Origin of the sequence: Dysosmobacter acutus (genome assembly GCF_018919205.1) — a bacterium.
Classification (GTDB): domain Bacteria; phylum Bacillota; class Clostridia; order Oscillospirales; family Oscillospiraceae; genus Oscillibacter; species Oscillibacter acutus.
In genome coordinates this window covers 204,207-227,184 of sequence record NZ_JAHLQN010000001.1, presented here as the reverse complement: position 1 = coordinate 227,184, position 22,978 = coordinate 204,207, and the positions used below count along the sequence as shown (strand labels likewise).

Below are 22,978 nucleotides of genomic sequence, written 5' to 3'. Positions count from 1 at the left end.
TATCCTTGACAAAATAGATTTAATATGATACAAAATTACAAAACGATTGTATAATTTTGATACTATATGCTGGCGTGACTGTGCGATCTGAATTAGGAGATGGTCGATGTGAGAAAAATTAAACTGCTTGGGATTGCCCCTTATGAGGGCATGATTGAACTGATGCAGAATGTGGCGCAGCAGAGAAGCGATATTGAACTCACTGCGTTTCTTGGGGATTTAGACGCTGGCGTAGCGGTTGTGGAACGCTACATCACACCGGATACAGATGCCATTATTTCCAGAGGCGGTACTGCAAAGATGATCCGCACGCATTTCTCCATTCCGGTCGTGGAGATATCGCTGTCCGCTTATGATGTCCTCCGCGCTATCAGGCTGGCGCGCTCTTTCTCTGAAAATTTTATAATCATTGGGTTTGAGAACATCACCGGCTGCGCCAAGATGCTGTGTGACCTTCTGCAAATCGATGCGGAGATCATTACAATTGAGAGCGCCGCCGACGTTCAAAGAATTCTTGAGGAAGCAACGAAAAAGGGGTATCAGACAATTTTGGGAGACATGATAACTGCCACCTATGCCCACCGTCTCGGCTTGAATGCGATTTTGATCACGTCGGGCCTGGAAAGCATACAAGATGCGTTCAACCAGGCAAAACAGATTTGTCAGGCGTATGTGGAGTTGAAAGACCGCTGCGCCCTTATGAGCGCCATGCTTCAGATGTGTCCGCCGTCGGCTGTTTACACAAAAAAAGGCGACCTTGTTTATGCCGCCCCAAGCCTTCCGGATCCGACTTTGGAAAACACGTTTAAAAAATATATTCCTGTGGTTTCAGAAGGGCGAAGCGTCTCTTTCAGCAGGCAGGCGGATACTACGGTTTATGACTTCGACGGGTTCATGATTCAGGCTGCAGAGGAACAGATGTGTATGTTCTGCGCCACCGGGACACATTCGGCAAAAATCCCTGAGGAATCCGCAGTCAGGATATACAATCAACAGGATGCAAGCATTTTCAATGACTACTTTGGTGCCTGCGAAACCGCTCAGGAGTTCATACATATCATAGAACAGCTTGCCTGCACAAGGCGGACGATTCTCCTCTGTGGAGAACGCGGCAGCAATTGTGACGAGACCGCTTTTTACATGCATATCCACAGTGAGTTTGCTGAAAACTCTTTTATCCTGATTAACTGCGCGCGAATATCTGATGCGGAATTTGAGAATTTGCTCACGGAGCGGAGGAGCCTGCTTTACAAAAGAAACAGCACCGTTTATTTTGCGCATGCCGAGGCGATGAGCTTGCAGCAGCAGGAATATGCGGTCGCCTATCTGTACGGCAATATCCAGGGCAGCCGCTATATTTTTTCCGCAGAATCGGATTGCAAATTTCAAAATAGCGAACTGCACCGTTATCTAACCGAAGATATCCTCTGCGGATGTGTCCGCATTCCTCCCATCCGGGAGCTGAAGAATGATATCCCCAGTATTTGTGCGGCCTACATCAATGTTTTGAACATTTCCATGGGGAAGCAAATTCTTGGACTCTCCCCCGAGGCTCAAATTTTTGCTCGGGACTACATATGGCCGGGCAATCGCATTCAGATGAAGCGGGTGCTCCAATCTGCGATGATGCGTTGCAGATATTACTATTTGTCAGAGGCAGATATCAAAGAGGCTCTGAAAGCGGAAAGCGTTCAGAGCGGGCTGCCGCTTCAGCCCGATATTGATCTTACACAGTCTCTCAACGAAATCAACAAGCGTATAGTCAGCCTTGTCCTTGAAGAGGAGGGGATGAACCAATCCAAAGCCGCGCTTCGCCTGGGGATAAGCCGCAGTACGATCTGGCGGATGGTTCACTCATGACAGGATGGAATGCTATCCTCCCGGAAGGCTCTTGGCAGAAGCTCAAAAGGATGCATAAAGAGCTGTGGAATGACGCGGAAAACCAAAAAGCTCCGAAATGAAAGGGCCCGCGTGAAAAATAGGTGTGTGGGGATACTCCATAAAATGAGAACGGGAATCCCGTCCGGCAAAAGCTGTGGGCGGGGTTCCCGTTTCTGGATTTTTGCAACTTTTTCGCTCGTTTTATAAATTAATTTAAAACTTGTTTCATAAAAATGACGAAAAGCCCGTAACCATTACGGTTACGGGCTTTTTGTCTGGTGGACGATACAGGACTCGAACCTGTGACCCCCTGCACGTCAAGCAGGTGCTCTAGCCAGCTGAGCTAATCGTCCGAAGCGAACGAATATATGTTACCGTATGGAACGCATTTTGTCAACGGTTTTCTTGTAAAAATCCAAAAAAGTTGCTATACTGGTCAAAAGATCAAAGCAGGAGGTTGCGATGGAGAAGATTGCATTGGTTACTGGCTCCGCCCGGGGCATAGGACGGCGGACCGCCGCCCGCCTTGCTCAGAGCGGATGGGCGGTGTGCATCAATTATCTGGCCCACCGGGAAGAGGCGGAGTCTCTGGCGCTGGAGCTGAGGAACAAGGGCTGCCGCGTGATGGTGGAGCAGGCCGATGTGGCCAGCCGGGCGGACGTGGATCGGATGGTCCGCGGGGTGGAGCGGGAGTTTGGTCCGGTTTCGCTGCTGGTGAACAACGCTGGCGTGGCCGGGCAGATGCTGTTTCAGGATGTGACGGAGGAGCAGTGGAACCGCTGCTTCGGCGTAAATCTCAACGGGGCCTTCCACACCATCCAGGCGGTGCTGCCCAACATGATCCACGAAAAAGAGGGCTGCATCATCAACACCTCCTCCATCTGGGGCCAGCGGGGAGCCTCCTGCGAGGTGGTCTACTCCGCTGCAAAAGCCGCTGTCATCGGCTTGACCCGCTCCCTTGCCATGGAGTTGGGCCCCTCCAACATCCGGGTCAACTGCGTGGCGCCCGGTGTCATCGATACGGAGATGCTGTCTGTGCTGTCGGAGGAGACCCGCCGGGACCTGGCAGCTCAAACTCCCTTGGGCCGCCTGGGCACGCCGGAGGACATCGCCGGCTTGGTGGCCTTCCTGGCCTCTGATGAAGCGTCCTTTGTCACAGGGCAGGTCATCACCGCCGATGGCGGATTCATTGTATAAATAAAGAAAGGGTATCCATGATCAAAACCATTTTATTCGACCTGGATGGTACGCTGCTGCCCATGGACCAGGAGCTTTTTACAAAGACGTACTTCAAACGGCTGGCTGCCAAGCTGGCGCCCCACGGCTATGAGCCGAACGCGCTGATCGACGGAATTTGGGCCGGCACCGCCGCCATGGTGCGAAATGACGGAAGCTGCACCAACGAGGAGGCCTTCTGGAAGTGCTTTCGCGGCATTTTCGGAGAGAGGGCTCTGAGGGATTACCCGGTATTTGACGAGTATTACCGCCGGGAGTTCCAGCAGGTGGCGGAGGTCTGCGGCTTCAACCCGGAGGCAAAGCGGACGGTGGAGGAGCTGAAGGGCCGGGGCTATCGCCTTGTGCTGGCAACCAATCCCATTTTCCCATCCGTGGCCACGGAGAGCAGGATTCGGTGGGCCGGCCTGGAGCCGGAGGAATTTGCGCTCTACACCACCTATGAGAATACGGGATACTGCAAGCCCAATCCGGCCTACTACCAAGACATCGCCCACCGGCTGAACTGCAACCCCGGAGAGTGCCTGATGGTGGGGAACGACGTGGAGGAGGATATGGTGGCCCGCGCGGTGGGAATGGAGGTCTTTTTGCTGACCGACTGCCTCATCAACAAAAAGGAGGCGGACCTCTCCGCCTATCCCCATGGCGGATTTGCTGAGCTGCGCTGGTATATTGAGGAGAGAGAACACCGAAACATCTGAATAAAAGGAGAGCGCCGTATGATTACGGCGCTCTCCTTTTGTTACGCTTACTGCAGCCCTGGCAGGGGGCAGGCGTGCATCATGACACGACCGAAACAGACCAGGGTCCGGCCGCTGCTGGCGGTCAGCACCACGTCGGCGTCGGAGCGACGGCGGTTGAGGGAGAAGAGATAGACAATCCCCAGCCGCTCGTCCCGGCAGTACTGCTTGCACAGCATGTCGCCGTCCACGCAGAAGATGCCGATGTCCCCGTTGGAGATGGGGTCCCGGTTGATATAGACCACCGAGCCGTCCGCAATTTGGGGCGTCATGGAGTCGCCCTGGATGCGGATGGCGTACTCCGCTCCCTTGGGAACCTCCTCCGTCACCGGGATCAGATCGTAGTCCTCGCCGAATACGGGCGCCGCATAGCCCGCGGCGGCAGGGCTGCAATACAGCGGGATCTGACGCAGCTCCGGCTCCGGCTGCTCCTGCTCCAGCTCATCCCGATAGACGCACAGGGCGCTGATCACGGACTGGACCGTCCTGCGGCCCACCTGGGGAAGGCTTCTGTATTTTTCCAGAAGGGTGCGCTCAGCGTGGGTCAATCCCGTCTCCGGGGCGGAAAAGCTGTCCTGAAAGAGATAGTTGGCATCTACCCTCAGACCGTCGAACAGCTTCAGCATGACCTCTTCCTTTGGAAAGCTGACTCCGGTCTCATAGTTTCCGATGGCAGACCGGGACACGCCCAAGTGCCCGGCCAACTCGTCCCGGGACATCTGAAGGGCTTCCCGCCGGGCCCGAAGTCGTTCGCCAAAATTCATATGAATCCTCCCCTCCTTGTGCGGCTGTTGTTATCTTACCCTGAATAAGTGACATTGTCAATTTGATTAAACAAGATTCTTGTAAAATGGCATTGACAACACAGGACAAGTGTGGTATGCTTACAATATGAACAAGATTCTTGTTGAAACACATCTAACTAAACAAATTATCTGGGCAAATGGAAATAAAAATCCAAAAAGTCCGCTGCGCCGACGGGCACAGCGGACGATGGTGGGGGAAGGTGGATTCGAACCACCGAAGGCGAAGCCAGCAGATTTACAGTCTGTCCCCTTTGGCCACTCGGGAATTCCCCCATATTTCAAATACTGGAGCTGGTGGACGGATTCGAACCCCCGACCTGCTGATTACAAATCAGCTGCTCTACCAGCTGAGCTACACCAGCATTTCCAACAGCATGGATTATCTTAACAGAATCTGATGGTTTTGTCAATACGATTTTTTTGGATTTGGAGGGGTTAATTTGCGATATCCGCGCTATGCCCTGCGCTGCGGCGGACCGGTTTGCAGCCGATGCGGCCGGGAGATCGGCGGCGGGGAACAGTATTGGTACATCAACGGCGGTAAAATCTGTGAGGAGTGTCTTCCCGGCTTCGCAAGGGAGGTGTTTTCTCCCTTCCGTCTGATTCGGGGAGGGGAGAAGCGGCTATGACGCTTTTGGAACTATCCGCAGTCTACCGGGACAGCGAGGTGACCATCCGCGCGCGAATCCGGGAGCTCCGGGCGCGACTGGAGCAGGAGGAGGACCCGGAGGAGTGCTGGCGGCTGAAGCGGCGCATCACGGACCTGACGCCGCTGCTGCAGGAGGCCAGGGAGCTGGCATCGCTGACAGCGCATTACTACGATAGGAGCTACTATCGAAATGAAAAGTACACCCTATGATTCCAGGGCCGGCGGAATTGCCGGCGATATGAGCGTGTGGCTGCGCAGCGTGCAGGAGGACAATGAGGAGCAGCTGAGCCGCCTGCGCCGGAACTTACGCCGGGCCAGGGAGCAGGAGCTGACGCCCCGGCAGCGGCAGATGCTGGCCATGTACTACGACGAGGGAAAGACCATGCCGGAGATCGCCGCGGAGCTTGGGGTGGTCACTTCCACGGTTTCCCGGACCATCTGCCGGGCCAAAAAGCGGCTGTACCGCTGCCTGCGCTACGGGCTTTAAAAGGCGGCGTCGGAGAATTGCAGATTTCCCTTGACTTTCTGGAAAGTTCCAATATAATGCGCATTAGAACGTTCCGGAGAAGAGGTGACTCTGCCTTGGCTTATCGTGCAATGCACAATCGCTGGCTGCGTCTGCTGGTGGCCCTTTGCGGCGCGGTTGTGGCCTCCCTTGCGGTCAATATTTTTATCGTGCCCCATGGATTTTATACTGGCGGCCTGCTGGGGCTGTGCCAGGTGATCCGGACGCTGCTGCAGGATGGGTTAGGCGTTGTGATGTCCGGCGGCGATCTGGCCGGTGTCCTCTATTTTCTGGCCAACATCCCCATTTTGCTGTTGGCGTTTAAGAGCCTTGGCAAGGAGATGGCGGTAAATACCCTGATCTGCACCCTGGCCTACTCCCTTTTCTATGCTATGATTCCGGTGCCGGAGAGTCCGGTGATCTATGATAAGCTGACCTCCTGCCTGCTTGGCGGAATTTTGGGCGGCGTGGGCAACGGCATCGTGCTGACCTGCGGCTATTCCGGCGGCGGGCTGGATGTGGTGGGGCTGTACCTCTCCAAAAAGCGGGGCTTCACCGTGGGCAAGTTCAACCTGAGCTTCAACTTTTTCCTCTATGGGGCGTGCCTGCTGCTGTTCCGGCCCACCATTGTGATTTACTCGGTGATTTACAACTTCTTCTCCGCCATGGTGCTGGATCGGATGCACCAGCAGAATATCACCGTGCAGGTGTTGATCTTCACCAAGGATGAGCACCCGGAGCTGCCACAGTTTATCATGAAGCGCATGGGCCGTGGAGTGACCTATTGGGAGGGCCACGGCGGCTATACCGGGGACGAGATCCGGGTGCTGTGCGTGTGTCTTTCCAAGTATGAGATCGAAGATCTGCGCCACGCGGTGCACGAGATCGATCCCCACGCCTTTTTCATCATCAACCAGGGCGTGACGGTGGACGGAAATTTTGTGAAAAAATTAAATGGATAGAAAGAAGAGGATGCCGTCAGGCATCCTCTTCTGTTTCATAAGGACAGGGCTTTTTGCTTGAGGAAAAGCGCCGGGGCTTCTTCCATACCGAGGGCGCCAGCAGCATCAGCACGGGGAATATCTCCAGCCGGCCAACCAGCATGTTAAAGGAGAGCAGGAGCTTGCCAAGGGCGGAAAAGCCGGAGTAGTTCCCCATTGGCCCAACTATGGAGAGGCCGGGGCCGATGTTGTTGATGCAGGCGGTTACGGCGGTGAAGGTGGTGATCAGGTCAAAATGCTCAAGAGACAAAAGCAGAATCGACAGGGCAAAAATGCCCATGTAGATGGAGAAAAACATATAGGTTCCCCGCAGGGTCTTATCGTCCAGGGGCTTGCCTTCAAAGCGGACGGTGGTGACGGCGTGGGGATGGAGCATCCGCTGCAGATCCCGGTAGGAGGATTTGCAGAGAATGACGATCCGGGCCACCTTGATGCCGCCGCCGGTGGAGCCGGCCGAGGCGCCGATGAACATGAGAATCACCAGGATGGTTTTGGAAAAGGAGGGCCACTGTTCGAAGTCCGCTGTGGCGTAGCCCGTGGTGGTGATGATGGACGACACCTGGAAGAAGGCGTAGCGCAGGCACTGGAGGAAGGTGTCATAGTAGCGCAGCAGATTGACGGCGATCATCATCACCGAGGCAAAGACGATTCCAAGATAGACCTTCAGCTCCTCGGACCGAAAGACCTCCCGGAAGCGGCGCAGCAGCAGAAAGTAGTACAGGTTGAAGTTGACGCCGAACAGCAGCATAAACGTGCTGATGACCACATCATAATAGGCGTTGTTGTAGGCGCCCACGCTGAGATTGCGGTTGGAGAAGCCTCCGGTGCCCGCCGAGCCGAAGGAGTGGATCAGGGCGTCAAAAAGGGACATCCCGCCCGCAAGCAGAAAGACTACCTCAATCAGCGTCAGCACAATGTAGATGCCGTAGAGGATTTTGGCGGTGTTGCCCAGGCGGCTGACCAGCTTGCCCACGGAGGGACCGGGCACCTCCGCCCGGAGCAGATGAACGCTGCGGCCGCCGGCCAGGGGCAAAATGGCCATTACAAAGACCAGCACGCCCATGCCGCCGACCCAATGGGTGAAGCTGCGCCAGAAGAGGATACCGTGCTCAAGGGATTCCACCTCTGTCAGAATGCTGGCGCCGGTGGTGGTAAAGCCGGAGACGGTTTCGAAAAAGCAGTCCACAAAACTGGAAAAGGAGCCGCAGAGATAAAAGGGCAGCGCGCCGAAAAGAGACATTGCCAGCCAGGAAAGGGCCACGATCACCAGGCCCTCCTTGGCGTAGATGGTGGTGTTTTTCGGGGTCCGTACGCCCAGCAGCGCGCCGCAGAGGGCTGAAAGAACAATTGGAAGGCAGAAGGCAAATACGGCGCTTTCGCCGTAGGCCAGTGTCACCATGAGGGGGAGGAGCATCAAAACAGACTCCACCAGTAAAATGCGGCCAAGAATAAAGCCGACCATTCTGTAATTCACACGCTGCCTCCTTATTTTTTCAGAATGTCTGAAAGGTCGCGGAGAGAGGTGTGGGTGGTCACAACGATCACGCTGTCGCCGCAGTGCAGGCTGTCCTGGCCGGAAGGAATGATGATCTTGCCGTTGGACCGGGCGATGCCCGCCACCAACAGGTCGTTTTTCAGATTCAGATCCTTAAAGGGGATGCCCACCAGGGGAGAGCCCCGGGGGACGCCGAACTCCAGCGCCTCCACCCGGTCGCCCACGATGCGGTGCAGCGTCTTCACATGAGAGGCCATGCCGTTTTGCATGGCCCGGACATAGCGCAGGATCAGCTCCGAAGTGATGCCGCCGGCGGAGACGATGCTGTCGGTCATGCTGCCGGAGGCCACCAGGTCCACAAAGGACTGGCGATTGACCTTGGCCACCACCTTGCCCACACCCTGCTTGGAGGCATACATGGCCATAATGATGTTGGCCTCGTCCAAACCGGTGAGGGAGACGAAGGCGTCGCTCTGGCCCACGCCCTCCTCGTTGAGAAGCTCCGCGTCGGTGCCGTCGCCCTGGATGAGCAGGGCCTGGGGCAGGCGCTCGCTCATGGTCACGCATTTTTGCTCGTCGGAGTCGATGATCTTGACGGACATGCCGGTGCTGCAGAGCTCGGAGGCCAGGTAGTAGCAGATTTTGCTGGCGCCCACGATCATGACGGCCCGGGCCTGGGCCCGGAACACGCCAAGGTGGCGGAAGCAGGCCTCCAGCTCCTGGGGCGAGGCGGTGACGTAGATCTTGTCGCCGGTTTGCAGCAGGAATTCACCGGAGGGGATATACACGTCATTTCCCCGGGCCACGGCGCAGATCAGCACCTTGGCCCGGGTGTTCTCATAGAGATCGGTGAGGCGTACGCCGGACAGGGAGGACTGCTCCCCGATGCGGTACTCCACCAGCTCGATGCGGCCCTTGGAGAAGGTGTCCACCTTCAGGGCGGAGGGAAAACGCAGCACCCGGGAAATCTCCCGGGCGGTGGCCTTTTCCGGATTGATGACCATGGACAACCCCAGCTCTTCGCGCATAAAGCGCAGCTGCTTTTCATACTCGGGGTTGCGGACACGGGCGATGGTGTGGCGCACGCCCAATTTCTTGGCAACCAGGCAGGCAAGAATGTTCACCTCGTCGCCGGAGGTGGTGGCGATCAGCAGGTCCGCTCCCTCGGAGCCGGCCTCCTCCTGCACGCTGTAGCTGGCGCCGTTGCCGCACACGCCCATCACATCGCACACGTTAACCAGCTCCGCGATGACGTCCGGGTTCTGGTCGATGATGGTGACGTCGTGGTTCTCCGCCGCCAGTTTCTTGGTCAATATGGAGCCGACCTTTCCTACGCCGGCAATGATAATTTTCATGACGAACTCCCCTGTATGTGAATAAAGTATGAAGAAGAGACGACCCAATTGTAGCACGCGGATTTGGAAAGCACAACAGCTTTCCGTGGGATTGTGACAAATCGGATGAAAAAGCCGACTGTTTTCTCCTTGCAAGAGGGGAGGGCATATGATACGATCTACAAAATAAGCCGCTTTTCGGTGTATGGATGGTCAGCGCCCCTGGAGCCTGCCCACGGGACAAGCCTGCTTCCCTTTCAAAACAGATCGATTTTATCTTACGTTTTGCCCCATATACCGCTAAAATACGGTTTAAAACTGCGCGGAGCCTGCTGACCTTACGATGCGCCGGTACAAAAAGAGACGGCGGATCGCAGTGGAGGCCTCAGGCGCACACAGGGAGGGATTTATATGAAGCTTCTTTTTCGCCAGCGGTTTTTTTCCTGGTTCGACAGCTACGACATCTACGATGAGCAGGGGCGGGTGGTCTTTACCGTGGAGGGACAGCTGGCCTGGGGGCACTGTCTGCACGTGCTGGACGGGCTCGGGACCCATGTCGGCACGGTGCGGGAGCGCGTGCTTACGCTGCTGCCCAAATTCGAGCTCTATCTGGGCGAAACCTATGTGGGGTGCATTGAAAAAGAGTTTTCCCTGTTTCATCCAAGGTTTGAAATAGACTGCAACGGCTGGCGGATCGACGGGGACTTTATGGAGTGGGACTATGCCATCACCGATTCCGGAGGGCGGGAGGTGGCCCGGATTTCCAAAGAGCTCTTTCACCTGACGGATACCTATGTGATCGATGTGGCCGACGGGCAGGACGTGCTGTGCGCGCTGATGGTGGTGCTGGCCATCGACGCGGAAAAATGCTCCAGAAACTGAATCATGAAGAGAGAAAGCATAAAAGCGCTGACAGACCAGGGATCTGTCAACGCTTTTATGTATAGAGGGGTTTGCGCGGAAGAAAAAAGAATTGGAGGATACAGGATCAGTTGTGGAACTGCTCCGCGCTGGCCAGGTCGCCCAGGATATAGGCATAGTCGCCGGGATGGACCTTGGTGGCATAGCCGCGCATGTTCAGGAAGACGGTCTGCTCACAGGGCGCCACGATCTCCTCAATGACTTCGAGGGTGAGGGGGCTGAGGATCTGGGCCAGCAGCGTGCCCTGGGGCACGGTCTTGTTCAGGTGGTCAAAGCCCACTGCGGGAACAAACAAACCGCCGTTCTTGGGACGGAGCAGGGGACGCTTTTTAATGAGGTACTGGGTCTTGGGGACGATGGGTTCGCCGGGATACATGCCCATCTTGCGCATGACGTTGAACACGCCCTGGGCGGAGAGGGCAATCTGATCAAAGGGCAGGTCGGTGCCCGCGCCGATCTCAGCGACAATGGAGGGCTTGCCCAGGCCGATCATGTAGTCGGTCAGCGTGCCGGTGTACTTGGCGGCGGGGCCGGCGGGAGCGCCGTTGTAGTACATCTCCAGACCGTAGGCCAGGCCCAGCTCAAGAATGCGGTCGGACAGCTCGCCCTCCGCCTTCTTCATCAGAATATAGTTGATGGCGGTGCCGTAGGAGCCGCCGTGCCAGTCGATGAGCATATCGGCCTCGGAGCAGATGGAGCAGACCACATCGGCCAGCTGATCGGTAAACCAACCCTTGGCGCTGCCGGGGAAGTTGCGGTTGAGGTTGTTCATATCCACCGGGGTGTTGCGGGAATCCCACTCAAATGCGATGGGGTTGGCACAGGGCACGGCGATGATGGTGCCGCAGAGCTCGTTGACGTCGGCGGTCTCCAGCACGCGCTTGATGACCCGCATGCCGGTATAGGCGTCGCCGTGGGAGACGGCGTTGAGGAAGATTTTCGGGCCGGGCTTCATGCCGTTGAGCACGTGGACCGGGACCTCAAGACGGTATCCGCTGGCCATAGTGGTGACCGGCAAAGTAATATATGCACGCTCGCCGCTGCCTAACTTTTTCCCTAAAACGACGGTTTCTGCCATGTTTGATGTTCCTCCTAAATCTGAATTTTTGGACAAAGGGGACACGGAGACGAAGGACCGGAAAAAGAATAGTCCTCCGGTCGATGGAATTCTATCAGGCATTTTTTGGTGTGTCAATATGGCTGAAGCGCTCAAAACCGGTGGCAATAACCGCTCTTTATATATAATAGTATAAATAGGCCCGCCACTGCCCGATGGAGTAAAAGCGGTCCGCCAGATCAGGGCCGCGGCACGATGGCTTGGAGCGCAATGCATACAGATTCAGGCAAAGGCAGGCGCTGTCCCGGTTTGCCAAGTGGGAAATCCTGCACAGTTTCCGTGGGGGCTGAAGCGGGCCCTTATGGGAAAAGCACCAAAGGATTGACTTTTTGGGGCGTTTAATCGCAAATGGGCTGAAATTTGTCCCAATCAAGGGAAGAACTGAGCAAATTGTCTTAAAATTCACAGTCAACATATAAAATCATTGTATTAAACAATAAAAAAAGAGTATTGGACAGAAGAAGCAAATCCACTTAAACTTAGGATAAATTCAATCACAACATGGGACGCTTTCAAGTTCAGCCGGCCCCCGGGGCCACGGGGCCGGCGAAATCAACAGCTGCAAGGCAGAGGAAAGAGGGATGCAGACAGGGCTAATCGGAGTGGAGAGGGGTCCCCTATCCGTTTCTTGCACAGAGTGAAAAAGAGCTGCTATCGCAGGCCCGATGAGGCCGCAGGAAATTTGTTTGGTTCACTGCCGCCCCGGTGGTAAGAGAAGGATGTGAAAGTATGGGTAGATACATAGTCAAGAGATGTTTTCACGCATTGATCGTATTGTTTTTGGTGGCCACGACCGTGTTCTTCATCATGCGTATCGTGGGAGATCCCGCGACGCTGATGTTAGATGCCAACGCAACCGTGGCAGAGTATGAACAGCTGAAGGAAAACCTGGGACTGAACGACCCGCTGCCGGTACAGTATGTGAACTTCCTGAAAGAAATGTTTACGCTGGACCTGGGCAGTTCCTACCGTTACAAGCGCCCGGTAATTGATATGATCGGCGAGGCGCTGCCGCATACGCTGGAGCTGGTGGGGCTCTCGATGCTGGTGGCCATCCCGCTGGCGATGATGGTGGGCATCATTGCCGCGGTCAAGAGAAACTCGTGGCTGGACAACGTGCTGACCGCACTGACGATCACAGGCCGGTCCATGCCCACCTTCTGGCTGGGCCTGTTGCTGATGTACTTATTCGCGGTGGTGCTCAAATGGCTGCCGCCGTCCGGCTCGGGAGGGTTCAAATACCTGATCCTGCCAGCCATAACCCTGTCCATGGGCCTTGCCACCAGCACGGTCCGACTGACACGAAACTCCATGCTTTCGGTGATCCGGCAGGACTACATGACCACGGCCAAGGCCAAGGGCGTTTCGCCCACGCAGCTGCTTGTGGGCCACGGCCTGCGCAACAGCCTGGTGGGCGTGATCACCATGATCGCTCTGCAGGTGGGCAACCTGCTTGGTGGCTCCATCGTGGTGGAGACGGTGTTCTCCTATCCCGGTATCGGCCGTGTGCTGGTGACCGGCATTCTGGTGTACGACTATCCCGTTGTGCAGGCAAGTATCGTGATTATGGCGGCCCTGTTCGTGGGGATTAACCTGGTGGTTGACCTTCTCTATACCGTCATCGACCCGCGCATCAGCGTGCAGTAAGGGGAGGGCTGAAAATGAAAAAGAAATTGAAAAATTTCTGGGAGCTTTACAAGGAAGCGGGCGTTTTGGCCAAGATCGGCCTGGTGGTCATTGTGCTTTGGGTGATCATCGCCATCTGCGCGCCGCTGCTGGCTCCCTATAATCCCACGAAGGTGGATGTGGCAAACAGCTTTATTCCGCCCGCGTTCAGTGAAGGCGGCTCCAGCGCTCATCTGCTGGGCACCGATGAGGTGGGCCGGGATATTCTCAGCCGGCTGATCTACGGCTCACGGATCTCTTTGATTGTCGCAATTGTGGCCGGTGTTTTATCCATGTGCATCGGCACCACCATCGGCCTGGTGGCCGGATATTTCGGCGGCAGGGTGGACACGGTCTGCATGCGCATCGTGGACGTGATGCTGGCCTTCCCGTTCATGTTTATGGCCCTTTGCTTCATGGTGGCTCTCGGTTCAGGACTGGGCAATATCATCCTTGTCCTGGGAATTACGGGATGGGTGCCATACGCAAGAACCGTGCGTGCGGAGGTATTGTCCATCCGCAAGCGGGAATTCGTCATTTCCTCTGAAATAGTGGGGTGCAGCAAGTGGCGGGTCATCCGCACCCATGTGCTGCCCAACGTCATTGACTCCGCCATCGTGATCACCACGATGCAGATGGCCAACACCATCCTCTCTGAGGCGGCGCTGACCTTCCTGGGCATGGGTCTGCCGGCGTCCATCCCCTCCTGGGGACAGATGATCTCCTCGGGCCGGTCCTACATCTATACCTCCTGGTGGCTGACGATGATCCCCGGCATTGCCATTTTCCTGGTCAGCCTGTCCATCAACTTTGTGGGCGACTGGATCCGCGACGCCCGCGACCCCAGACTGCGGGGCAGCAAATAAGCCTTTCAAGGCAAGGGAGCAGAACGGAGGAATTGAACTGTGGAAAAGGCAGATTGGCTGGAAGAAGTTTATTCCCATATCAATGCGGCCTTTGAATCCGAGCACCTGCCCAAAATCCTGGACCTGGTCCGCCAGCCCAGCGTGGCCGGAACCGGGGAGGGGATTGACGAGTGCGCGGAAAAGGTGATGGAACTCTTGCGTTCCGTGGGCTGTGTGGATGTCCACCTGGAGCGGTATGTGAAAAGCCCCGTGGTGGTGGGCAGGCTGAACGCCGACGTGGAGAACGCCCCTGGAATCCTCATGTACGGCATGTACGACGTACAGCCGCCCGAGCCCTACGACGAGTGGATTGTCTCTCCCTATGAGGGCGCCCGCATAGACTTTGAGGACTATGGGGAGTGCATTGTGGCCCGGGGCATCATGAACTCCAAGGGCCCGCTGGTATGCTTTATCAACGCGGTGGACTCCATCCGGAAGACGCTGGGCTATATGCCGGTCAACGTCCTCTTTGTGGTGGAGGGCGAGGAGGAGCTGGGCAGCGGGAGCATGATCCCCTTTGTGGAGGCCCACAAGGAGGAGATTGCCAAGCTTGACGGCGTATTCCTCAATGGCGCCCGTCAGGATGAACAGGGCCGTCCGGCCGTGCTGCTGGGCAACAAGGGTACGCTGTACCTGGATCTGGAGGTCACGGGCGGCGAGTGGGGCGGTCCCCAAAAGATCGATCTGCACAGCATGAATGCCGCCTGGGTGGGAAGCCCGGCCTGGCGGCTGGTCAACGCCCTGGCCACCATGCGCCAGGGGGACGACATCCTCATCGAGGGGTTCTATGATGATTTGCAGCCCCTGTCCGAGGCGGATGAGCAGCTGACCCGGCGCTTTGCCTCCGTCTTTGACGAGGAGATGTTCCTGAACGAGCGGCTCTATGCCTCCCGGTTCCTCCATGACATGCATGGGGAGGAGGCGGTCCGCAAACTGATGTGGACGCCCACGCTGAACATTGACGGCATCTGGGGCGGGTATACCGGACCGGCCACCAAGACGGTGATTCCCTACAAGGTGCAGGCCAAGGTGGACGTCCGGCTGGTACCCCCGCTGACCGCCGACATGATGCTGGAAAAGATCAAAAAGCATCTGCACAAGCATGGCTATGACGACGTGAAGATCACGGTCCGTCAGAGCTCTCCCTGGTCCAAGAGCGACCCCGAGGCACTGGCCTGCCGGGCGGCGCTGATGGCCCTGGATAACAGCGGCTATGACCAGGGCTACGCATGGCCCATTTTTCCCGGCACCGGCCCCGCCTATCTCTTTACCCAGCGCTGCGGCGTCCCCTTTGTCTCTTACGGGCTGGGGCAGGGCGGCCGGATTCACGCGCCCAATGAATACCACACAGTCAAAGGGCTGCGGGAAAACGAGATGTCCTGCGCCGCGTACCTCTACTACCTGACCAAACTGGCCCGCGAGGCGGGACAGTGAGATTTGATGAAAAGAAAGTCCCCGGCCCTTGCTTCTATGAGGGGTGGAAGCGAGTGAAAATATAAGATCAAGGAGTGTGGAAACATGAAAAGAACAGCGAAGTCCTTATTTACCCTGCTGATGGCGGGCGTCATGGTCTTTGGGCTCGTGGCCTGCGGAGGAAACGGCGGCAGCGCCTCTGGTTCCGGCAGCGCCTCCGGCTCCGGCAGCGGCGAAACCGACAAGAGCTTTGAGGTGATTGTTGCGTCCGCGGCAGAGCCTGAATCCTTGGATCCCCAGCTGTCCGGCGCGGCCGCCGGCGGCAATATGAGCTACAACCTGTTTGACTACCTGGTTCGCATGAGCCCCGACGGCAAAGAGGTGGTTCCCTGCCTCGCGACCTCTTGGGAGCAGCCCGACGACAACACCTGGCGCTTTAAGCTGAGAGAAGGCGTCACCTTCACCAACGGCGAGCCCTTCAACGCCGAGAGTGTGACCTATACACTGGATCGTATCTTTGAACCCGACTCCGGCCGCACCACCTACAACCTGAAGGTGCTGGACTCTTGGACCGCCGTGGATGAATATACCGTTGATCTGCACACCGCAGAGCCCTGCAACGATATGCCCACCCGTCTCTATGATATGGCGATCCTGCCTGCCAAGTACTGTGAGGAAGTTGGAGCCGACGGCTTCGGCACCCAGCCTGTGGGCTGCGGTCCCTATAAGTTAGGCAAGTGGGCCACCAACGATTACATTGAGCTGGTCGCCAACGAAGACTACTGGGACGGCGCTCCCGACTGCAAGAAGATGACCTTCCGCACCATCCCCGAGATTTCCACCCGCCTTGCCGAACTGATGGCCGGCAGCGTGGACATCGTTCTGGATCTGAACCCCGACTATATTGATACCGTCAACGGCTATGAGGGCTATACCGCGGTTTCCGCCCTGAGCAAGCGCGTCGCCTACATCGGCATCGACACCCTCAATGCCGACAGCCCCAAGGAGCTGCAGGACGTCCGCGTCCGTCAGGCCCTGAACTATGCCATTGACCGCGACACCATCATCAACAGCGTTTACATGGGCAATGCTGAGAAGCTGGCCACCATCTGGCGTCCCGACTATGTGGGCTATGATGAGAAGACCTCCGGCCCCGAGGGCGCATATTCCTATGATCCCGCCAAGGCCAAGGACCTTCTGGCGGAGGCCGGCTATGCCGACGGCTTCACCCTGGATCTGTACTACACGCCTCAGATGTTCCTCAAGTGCGAGGAGACCTGCTTGGCAATTGCCGGCTACCTGGAGGACATCGGCCTGACCGTCAACGTCACCGAGGTGGAGTATAACGCCCTGCGCGCCCAGCTGATCAATGGCCAGGATGCCCACGCCGTGAAGGGAATCTTCGGCTGGAACTGGGGTTCCAAGCCCCAGACCCCCGACGGCCATCTGGCCGGCGCCATTGAGACCGGCGGCATCACAAGCTATTACAGCAACAGCGAGGTCGACGCCCTGATCGCCCAGCTGCGCGCCGTTCCCGAGGATGAGCGCGCCGGCGTGGCCCAGGAGCTCCAGGCCAAGCTCTACGAGGATTGCCCCTACATCTTCCTGTGGCAGCAGGTTGATATCTATGGCATCAGCGAGAAGATCGACTGGACTCCTCGCCTGGACCAGTATGTCCTGGGCAAGGATATCGCTGCCAAGTAAAAAAGAAGCAATTTTGACTTGTTCCGGTTCGGAGGGGGTAAATTCCCCTCCGGGCCGGAAACAGGGACGCAGGGATGAGCTGCGGGATACCAAAACACCCATGTCGGAGGAGTAATATGGACACTTTGCTGGATGTACAGAACCTAAAGGTACAGTTTAATACGCCCAGGGGTGTTGTAACTGCCGTTGATGAGATCACATTTAAGATCAACAAAGGGGAAACGCTTTGCGTTGTTGGCGAATCCGGCTGCGGGAAAAGCGCATCAGCCCTGTCGATCCTCCATCTTTTGGCGGACAACGGAATTTATGCAGGCGGGAATGTCTGGTTTAAGGACAAAGACCTGCTGACTCTATCCCCCCAGGAAATGCGGAAGATCCGCGGCAGTGAGATTTCGATGATTTTCCAGGAGCCCATGACCTCTTTGAACCCGGTTCACCAGGTGGGCAAGCAGATTGGAGAGGCATACAAAATCCACGCCAAGGACGATAAGAAAGAGGCCTGGGCCAAAGCGGTGGAAATGCTGAAGCTGGTCGGCGTGCCCGATCCGGAGCGGATTGCAAAGTGCTATCCCCATCAGCTCTCCGGCGGTATGCGCCAGCGCGTCATGATCGCCATGGCCATGGCCTGCGATCCTGAGCTGCTGATCGCGGACGAGCCCACCACCGCCCTGGATGTGACCATCCAGGCCCAGATCCTGCAGATCATCAAGGATTTGCAGGGTAAAAAGGGCATGGCCGTCATGTTTATCACCCACGATCTTGGCGTTGTGGCGGAGATCGCGGACTACATCGTGGTCATGTATGCGGGAAAGATCGTGGAGGAGGGAACTCCCCAGGAGATTTTCTACCACCCCAAGCACCCCTACACCGAAGGTTTGCTGCGCTGTATTCCCCGTGTGGATATGGACAAAGACCGTCTGGACATCATTCGCGGCAATGTGCCCAACCCGGAGAATTTCCCGGAAGGCTGCCGGTTCCATAACCGCTGTGTATACTGCCAGGACAAATGCAAGGTAGAGATGCCGGAGCTCCGCAAGCTGAATGGCGGCAAGTATGCCTGCTATTTTACGCCGGAGGAGCGGGCGGAAAGGAGCAAAGAAAATGGCTGATCGGGAGCCCTTGCTCGAAATTCGGGATTTAAAAACCTACTTCCCCTTTAACAACGGCTTTGGAAAGGACAAAAAGGGATTCGTCCACGCGGTGGACGGCGTCTCCCTGGACGTCTATCCCAAAGAGACGCTGGGTTTGGTGGGCGAGTCCGGCTGCGGAAAGAGCACCTTGGCCCGCAGCGTTATCCGGATTGAAAATGTCACCGAGGGAAGCATCAAATTCATGGGGCAGGACATCACGCATCTTACCAAAGATCAGCTGCGCCCCATCCGCAAGAACATTCAGATCATTTTCCAGGACCCCTACTCCTCCCTGGACCCCCGCATGCCGGTGGGCAAAATTGTGGAGGAGCCCATGCTGGTCAACGGCGTCACAGACCCGGAGGAACGCCGCCAGCGGGCCATCGATATGCTGGCCAAGGTGGGTCTGCGGGAATATGTTTATGACCGCTATGCCCATGAGTTCTCCGGCGGCCAGCGCCAGCGCATCAGCATCGCCCGTTCCCTGATTCTGATGCCCAAGCTGGTGCTGTGCGACGAGGCGGTTTCCGCGCTGGACGTGTCGATTCAGTCCCAGATTCTGAACCTGCTCAACGATTTGCAGGAGGAGCTGGACCTGACCTATATCTTCATCTCCCATGCCATGAACGTGATCCGTCACGTCTCCAGGCGTGTGGGCGTGATGTATCTGGGCAAGATTGTGGAGCTGGCCCCCACCCAGGAGCTGTTTGAGAATCCGCAGCACCCCTATACCAAGGCGCTGCTGTCGGCCATTCCCGTGCCGGACCCCGGAAAGGCGCAAAACCGCATTGTCCTGGAAGGAGACCTGCCCAGCCCCAAAAATCCGCCGAAAGGCTGCCGCTTCCATACGCGCTGTCCTTACCGGAAAGAGATCTGCGAGCAGGAGGAGCCTGAATACCGGGAGATCTGCCCCGGTCACTATTCCGCGTGCCACTTCTGCCAGCAGCTGCAAAAATAGGAAATTCATACACCGGACAGGACGCATGGATGCAGGACCTGTCCGGTGTTTTTGCGTGCCGGGTTTCGTCCGGCACAGCCACAAGCGGACCGGAGCCAATCCCCGGCCCCCCATTTTGAAAGGAGCACGCCATGAATCTAAGTCATATTTCCCTGTCCAGTCCCCTGATCCCTCCGATAGAGGAGTTTGAGAGCCGCCAGAAAAAGTTGGACGCGGCGCTTGGCGGCGCGGAGGCCATGCTGGTCTTCTCCGCCCGGTCCATCTTCTACCTCACCGGCTGCGCCCTGAGCCAGACGGAGCGTCCGGTGGTTCTGATCCACATCCCGGGGAAGGAGAACATTCTCTTTGTCCCCCGCATGGAGGTGGAGCATGTGGAGCTGACAGTCAAGGGCTGCAGGGTGGTCTGCTACACTGAATACCCGGACGAGGTCCATCCCATGGAGAAGCTGCGCCAGCTGCTGGAGGAGCTGCATTTGACCAGCGCCTTTTTGGCGGCGGACGCGGGCGGCTATTCCAGCGCCTGGGGCTACCGTGGACCGGCCCTGAAGGAACTGTGCCCGGAGATGAAGCTGACGCTTTTTCCCCATCTGGTGCCTGAGCTGCGCAGGATCAAATCGCCCTTTGAGCTGATGCTGATGCGGGAGAGCTCCAAGTGGAGCAACCTGGCCCACGTGCTGCTCAAGGAGTACAGCAAGCCTGGTCTGGGGGAGATAGAGATCTGCCTGCGCGCCTCCTCGGAAACCGCCTCCGCCATGCTGAAGGCGTTTGGGCCCCACTACCGCATGAGCGGCATGGACAGAGACGGCGTCCGGGCGGTGTTCCGGGGCCAGGTGGGCAAGAACGCCGCGCTGCCCCACGCGGTGGTCATCAATGCCAAGCTGAAGGAAGGCGACGGCTTGGTGACAGGCACCAACGCCTATATCCAGGGCTATTTTACGGAGATGGAGCGGGTGCTCTTTGTGGGCGAGCCCTCGCCGGAGCAGCTGCGCTACTACAACCTCGCTCTGGAGGCACAGAAGACCGCCTTCAGCGTCATCAAGCCCGGCGTGCGGTGCAGCGAGGTGGACCGGGAGATGCGCCGGTTCTACCGGGAAAACGGTCTTCAGGACTGCTGGCGCCACCATACCGGCCATGCCATCGGCACCGAGGGCCACGAGATCCCCTTCTTTGACATCGGGGATGATACGGTGCTCCAGCCCGGCATGTGCATGACCGTGGAGCCTGGACTCTATGTGGAGGGGCTGGGAGGTTTCCGCGTCTCAGACACGCTGCACATTACGCAGACCGGCGTGGAACAGCTGACCTACTTCCCCAAGGACTTGGAGGAGATCATCTGCACTTGAGAAATGGATCAGGAGTCAGGTGCAAATTGGCTTTGCAATAGAGAGGGAAAGCCGCTATAATAGAAATTGGAAGTAAGTAAACTTTGGATAGGGGAGGAAGGAAGCATGACGCTGCAACAGATCACGTATTTTTGTGCCATCTGCGAGGAGATGCATTACACCAAGGCTGCCAGCAGGATGCACGTCTCGCAGCCCTGCCTCAGCTATGCCATCGGCGAGCTGGAGCGGGAGATGGGGGTCAAACTGTTTTCCAAAAAAGGAAAGCAATTCTGCCGCACAGAGTATGGGGAGCTGTTCTACCCCTATGCCAAGCGGGTCCTTTCCGATCTGGCCGACGGCGTTGCGGCGGTGCGGGACAAAAAGGATGCCCAGGCGGAGCAGATCAATGTGGGATACCTCTTTTCCCTCAGCCTGGATTTCCTGCCGCCGGTGATTGAGCTCTACTACAATTTCCTTGGCCATCACGACCAGCCCATCAACTTTGTGCCCTGTGTCATCGACGACATGATGGAGCGCATCAACACCAAGGAGATCGACGTGGCCTTTGCTGCCGGGCCTTACCGCAACACCTTTGACACGCCCCTGGTGATGTATCCCGTCTATGAGCAGGAGCTCTATCTGCTGGTGCCCAAAACCCACCGCCTGGCAAAGCGGACCAGCGTCAAATTTGATGAGATTAAGGACGAGAGCTATGTGGCCATCAATCCGGAGAAGGGACTCCGAAGACAGATGGATGAATACTTCAAAAGCATGGATGTGATTCCAAAGATCGTGTTCTCCGTCAACAATACCGAGGCGCTGATCTCCTATGTGGAGGCAGGTGTGGGCGTGACCATCGCGCCCCGCCTGCCTACATTGAGCCTGGACAAGATTTCGCTGCTGCGGATCAGCGACCACCCGGTCAAGCGCAGCGTGTGCATGCTCTACAGCACGGAGCGGGCCTATAACAGCGCCGCCAAGCAGTTCATCTCCTTTGTGGAGGAGTCTGCGCCGCTCAATTTTGATAAACATTGAGGACTGCGGTTCGGCGCAATTGAGAAGACAGGTCCTGCGATTGAAGCGCCGGACCTGTTTATGCAAAAGAATACGCCCTGCCAAAAGGCAGGGCGCATTCTTTTTATGGGGTGGATGGAGTTTATTCGTTTTCAAAGACCTTGGCAGTCTTGCGCTCGCCCATGATGTAAGCATAGCCGCCGGGATTGACTACGCTCATCCAGCCGCGCATCATCAGGAAGACAGTTTCCTCGCAGGGAGCGTACATCTGCTCGACAACCTGCAGCGTCAGGGGGTTGCGGATGGTGGCCATCAGAGTGCCCTTGGGAACCACCTTGTTCAGCAATTCCATGCCGCATTCCGGATAGAACATACCGCCGTTGCGGGGACGCATCAGAGGACGCTCCTGCAGGAAGTACTGCTTCTTGGGCAGGATGGGCTTGCCGGGATAGGCGCCGATGTACTTCAGGACGTTGAACACGCCCTGAACAGAGAGGGCGTTCTGATCAAAGGCCAAAGGCATGCCGTGGCCCTGCTCCGCGATGATAGCGGGCTTGCCCAAGCTCAGCATATAGTCGGTCAGGCTGCCGGCATAGGAGTTCAGCGCGCCGGCGGGCTTGCCGCCGTACATATACTCCAGGCCGAAGGCCTTACCCATCTGGACGCCTTCGTCCACGTAATCGCCGCCATTGAGCTTCAGCAGGACATAGTTGATGGCCATGCCAAACTCGCCGCCGTGCCAGTCGATCAGATAATCGGCGTCGTCGCACAGGGGGGAGATGGTGGCGGCCAGCTGCTCAGTGAACCAGCCCTTGGGGTTGCCGGGATAGGTGCGGTTCATGTTGTAGGAGTCAAGGGGGGTGTTTCTGCGGTTCCACTCAAATGCAACGGGGTTCTGGCAGGGAACGGCAATGATGGTACCGCTGAGCTGATCGATGTCCACGGTCTCCAGCACCTGGCGGATGACTTCCAAACCGGTGGGGGCATCGCCGTGGGAGAGAGCCGTGAGCATCAGCTTGGGGCCGGGCTTGACGCCGTTGACGACGTGGACGGGGATCTCCATCATGGAGCCGTTGGCCATGTAGCTGACAGGCAGGGTAAAGTATGCGCGGGTACCGCCAGCGACTTTGTGGCCTTGAATTGTTACCTCAGACATTGTGACAACCTCCTAAAATTTTTGTAATC

At 57.1% G+C, this 22,978-nt stretch carries 21 protein-coding genes and 3 tRNA genes; 16 read left to right on the top strand and 8 right to left on the bottom strand.

All coding sequences use genetic code 11. The features are described from left to right. Positions 1-108 precede the first annotated feature (108 nt). Positions 109-1,860: a PrpR N-terminal domain-containing protein gene (locus tag KQI82_RS01075; protein WP_216557483.1), complete on the top strand. Its 1,752-nt coding sequence runs from the start codon at positions 109-111 to the stop codon at positions 1,858-1,860. A gap of 297 nt (positions 1,861-2,157) precedes the next feature. On the opposite strand, the gene KQI82_RS01070 is transcribed toward KQI82_RS01075, so the two are convergent. After that, positions 2,158-2,234: transfer RNA gene (locus tag KQI82_RS01070), tRNA-Val, on the bottom strand. Positions 2,235-2,343: 109 nt separating this feature from the next. Between KQI82_RS01070 and ymfI the strand changes: the two genes are divergently transcribed. Next, positions 2,344-3,078, top strand: coding sequence for an elongation factor P 5-aminopentanone reductase (ymfI, locus tag KQI82_RS01065; RefSeq protein ID WP_216557480.1), 735 nt, complete (start codon positions 2,344-2,346; stop codon positions 3,076-3,078). Between the two features lie 17 nt (positions 3,079-3,095). Further along, entirely contained in the window at positions 3,096-3,815 is a 720-nt protein-coding gene (locus KQI82_RS01060) for an HAD family hydrolase (RefSeq protein ID WP_216557477.1), read from the top strand. A 47-nt stretch (positions 3,816-3,862) separates the two neighbouring features. Here KQI82_RS01060 and KQI82_RS01055 read toward each other — a convergent pair whose 3' ends face one another. From KQI82_RS01055 to KQI82_RS01045, 3 genes are all read right to left on the bottom strand, one after another. Next, the gene (locus tag KQI82_RS01055; RefSeq protein ID WP_216557474.1) at positions 3,863-4,618 is read right to left on the bottom strand and encodes an XRE family transcriptional regulator; all 756 of its coding nucleotides are present in this window, start codon (positions 4,616-4,618) and stop codon (positions 3,863-3,865) included. 230 nt (positions 4,619-4,848) lie between these two features. Continuing rightward, positions 4,849-4,933, bottom strand: a tRNA-Tyr gene (locus KQI82_RS01050). 13 nt (positions 4,934-4,946) lie between these two features. Continuing rightward, positions 4,947-5,022 (bottom strand) — tRNA-Thr (locus tag KQI82_RS01045). Between the two features lie 78 nt (positions 5,023-5,100). Here KQI82_RS01045 and KQI82_RS01040 point away from each other — a divergent pair. The 4 genes from KQI82_RS01040 (at position 5,101) to KQI82_RS01025 (ending at position 6,776) form a co-directional block, all read left to right on the top strand. Then, entirely contained in the window at positions 5,101-5,289 is a 189-nt protein-coding gene (locus tag KQI82_RS01040; protein ID WP_216633746.1) for a hypothetical protein, read from the top strand. Continuing rightward, on the top strand, positions 5,286-5,519 hold the full coding sequence (locus KQI82_RS01035) for a hypothetical protein (protein WP_241426579.1): 234 nt from the start codon (positions 5,286-5,288) through the stop codon (positions 5,517-5,519). Before KQI82_RS01040 ends, KQI82_RS01035 begins: the two co-directional genes overlap by 4 nt. After that, a complete protein-coding gene (locus tag KQI82_RS01030; protein ID WP_187332524.1) occupies positions 5,500-5,796 on the top strand; it encodes a sigma-70 family RNA polymerase sigma factor in 297 nt (98 codons plus the stop codon). Before KQI82_RS01035 ends, KQI82_RS01030 begins: the two co-directional genes overlap by 20 nt. 110 nt (positions 5,797-5,906) lie before the next feature. Next, entirely contained in the window at positions 5,907-6,776 is an 870-nt protein-coding gene (locus KQI82_RS01025; RefSeq protein WP_241426578.1) for a YitT family protein, read from the top strand. 16 nt (positions 6,777-6,792) lie between these two features. On the opposite strand, the gene KQI82_RS01020 is transcribed toward KQI82_RS01025, so the two are convergent. Next, positions 6,793-8,289: a TrkH family potassium uptake protein gene (locus tag KQI82_RS01020; protein ID WP_216557466.1), complete on the bottom strand. Its 1,497-nt coding sequence runs from the start codon at positions 8,287-8,289 to the stop codon at positions 6,793-6,795. 11 nt (positions 8,290-8,300) lie between these two features. After that, on the bottom strand, positions 8,301-9,665 hold the full coding sequence (gene trkA, locus KQI82_RS01015; RefSeq protein WP_216557461.1) for a Trk system potassium transporter TrkA: 1,365 nt from the start codon (positions 9,663-9,665) through the stop codon (positions 8,301-8,303). 390 nt (positions 9,666-10,055) lie between these two features. Between trkA and KQI82_RS01010 the strand changes: the two genes are divergently transcribed. Continuing rightward, positions 10,056-10,526: an LURP-one-related/scramblase family protein gene (locus KQI82_RS01010; protein WP_216557458.1), complete on the top strand. Its 471-nt coding sequence runs from the start codon at positions 10,056-10,058 to the stop codon at positions 10,524-10,526. 106 nt (positions 10,527-10,632) lie between these two features. Here the strand turns inward: KQI82_RS01010 and KQI82_RS01005 are convergent, their stop codons facing one another. Continuing rightward, positions 10,633-11,643, bottom strand: coding sequence for a succinylglutamate desuccinylase/aspartoacylase family protein (locus KQI82_RS01005; RefSeq protein WP_216557456.1), 1,011 nt, complete (start codon positions 11,641-11,643; stop codon positions 10,633-10,635). 768 nt (positions 11,644-12,411) lie between these two features. On the opposite strand from KQI82_RS01005, the gene KQI82_RS01000 reads away from it, so the two are divergent. From KQI82_RS01000 to KQI82_RS00965, 8 genes are all read left to right on the top strand, one after another. Then, positions 12,412-13,329: an ABC transporter permease gene (locus KQI82_RS01000; protein WP_216557453.1), complete on the top strand. Its 918-nt coding sequence runs from the start codon at positions 12,412-12,414 to the stop codon at positions 13,327-13,329. Between the two features lie 14 nt (positions 13,330-13,343). Then, positions 13,344-14,213: an ABC transporter permease gene (locus KQI82_RS00995; protein ID WP_216557450.1), complete on the top strand. Its 870-nt coding sequence runs from the start codon at positions 13,344-13,346 to the stop codon at positions 14,211-14,213. A 39-nt stretch (positions 14,214-14,252) separates the two neighbouring features. Next, positions 14,253-15,686 carry a M20/M25/M40 family metallo-hydrolase gene (locus tag KQI82_RS00990; protein ID WP_216557447.1) on the top strand — a complete coding sequence of 478 codons (1,434 nt, stop codon included), beginning with the start codon at positions 14,253-14,255 and terminating at the stop codon, positions 15,684-15,686. Positions 15,687-15,770: 84 nt separating this feature from the next. Continuing rightward, positions 15,771-17,369, top strand: a complete 1,599-nt coding sequence (locus tag KQI82_RS00985; protein ID WP_216557444.1) for an ABC transporter substrate-binding protein — start codon at positions 15,771-15,773, stop codon at positions 17,367-17,369. Between the two features lie 116 nt (positions 17,370-17,485). After that, complete coding sequence (locus KQI82_RS00980; protein ID WP_216557441.1) at positions 17,486-18,478, top strand: ABC transporter ATP-binding protein; 993 nt, start codon at positions 17,486-17,488, stop codon at positions 18,476-18,478. After that, entirely contained in the window at positions 18,471-19,457 is a 987-nt protein-coding gene (locus KQI82_RS00975; protein ID WP_216557437.1) for an ABC transporter ATP-binding protein, read from the top strand. The genes KQI82_RS00980 and KQI82_RS00975 overlap by 8 nt, the downstream gene beginning before the upstream one ends. Before the next feature lie 131 nt (positions 19,458-19,588). Further along, the gene (locus KQI82_RS00970) at positions 19,589-20,800 is read left to right on the top strand and encodes a M24 family metallopeptidase (RefSeq protein WP_216557434.1); all 1,212 of its coding nucleotides are present in this window, start codon (positions 19,589-19,591) and stop codon (positions 20,798-20,800) included. Positions 20,801-20,905: 105 nt separating this feature from the next. Then, positions 20,906-21,814, top strand: a complete 909-nt coding sequence (locus KQI82_RS00965) for a LysR family transcriptional regulator (RefSeq protein WP_216557432.1) — start codon at positions 20,906-20,908, stop codon at positions 21,812-21,814. A 121-nt stretch (positions 21,815-21,935) separates the two neighbouring features. On the opposite strand, the gene KQI82_RS00960 is transcribed toward KQI82_RS00965, so the two are convergent. Beyond that, positions 21,936-22,949, bottom strand: a complete 1,014-nt coding sequence (locus tag KQI82_RS00960) for a succinylglutamate desuccinylase/aspartoacylase family protein (protein ID WP_216557429.1) — start codon at positions 22,947-22,949, stop codon at positions 21,936-21,938. Positions 22,950-22,978 lie beyond the last annotated feature (29 nt).

Coding starts and splice junctions, on each gene's coding strand:
- KQI82_RS01010 (WP_216557458.1), top strand. CDS start 10,056: ATGAAGCTTCTTTTTCGCCAGCGGTTTTTTTCCTGGTTCGACAGCTAC.
- KQI82_RS01035 (WP_241426579.1), top strand. CDS start 5,286: ATGACGCTTTTGGAACTATCCGCAGTCTACCGGGACAGCGAGGTGACC.
- KQI82_RS01055 (WP_216557474.1), bottom strand. CDS start 4,618: ATGAATTTTGGCGAACGACTTCGGGCCCGGCGGGAAGCCCTTCAGATG.
- KQI82_RS00965 (WP_216557432.1), top strand. CDS start 20,906: ATGACGCTGCAACAGATCACGTATTTTTGTGCCATCTGCGAGGAGATG.
- KQI82_RS00985 (WP_216557444.1), top strand. CDS start 15,771: ATGAAAAGAACAGCGAAGTCCTTATTTACCCTGCTGATGGCGGGCGTC.
- KQI82_RS00995 (WP_216557450.1), top strand. CDS start 13,344: ATGAAAAAGAAATTGAAAAATTTCTGGGAGCTTTACAAGGAAGCGGGC.
- KQI82_RS00980 (WP_216557441.1), top strand. CDS start 17,486: ATGGACACTTTGCTGGATGTACAGAACCTAAAGGTACAGTTTAATACG.
- ymfI (WP_216557480.1), top strand. CDS start 2,344: ATGGAGAAGATTGCATTGGTTACTGGCTCCGCCCGGGGCATAGGACGG.
- KQI82_RS01030 (WP_187332524.1), top strand. CDS start 5,500: ATGAAAAGTACACCCTATGATTCCAGGGCCGGCGGAATTGCCGGCGAT.
- KQI82_RS01005 (WP_216557456.1), bottom strand. CDS start 11,643: ATGGCAGAAACCGTCGTTTTAGGGAAAAAGTTAGGCAGCGGCGAGCGT.
- KQI82_RS01060 (WP_216557477.1), top strand. CDS start 3,096: ATGATCAAAACCATTTTATTCGACCTGGATGGTACGCTGCTGCCCATG.
- KQI82_RS00975 (WP_216557437.1), top strand. CDS start 18,471: ATGGCTGATCGGGAGCCCTTGCTCGAAATTCGGGATTTAAAAACCTAC.
- KQI82_RS00960 (WP_216557429.1), bottom strand. CDS start 22,949: ATGTCTGAGGTAACAATTCAAGGCCACAAAGTCGCTGGCGGTACCCGC.
- KQI82_RS01000 (WP_216557453.1), top strand. CDS start 12,412: ATGGGTAGATACATAGTCAAGAGATGTTTTCACGCATTGATCGTATTG.
- KQI82_RS00970 (WP_216557434.1), top strand. CDS start 19,589: ATGAATCTAAGTCATATTTCCCTGTCCAGTCCCCTGATCCCTCCGATA.
- KQI82_RS01025 (WP_241426578.1), top strand. CDS start 5,907: ATGCACAATCGCTGGCTGCGTCTGCTGGTGGCCCTTTGCGGCGCGGTT.
- trkA (WP_216557461.1), bottom strand. CDS start 9,665: ATGAAAATTATCATTGCCGGCGTAGGAAAGGTCGGCTCCATATTGACC.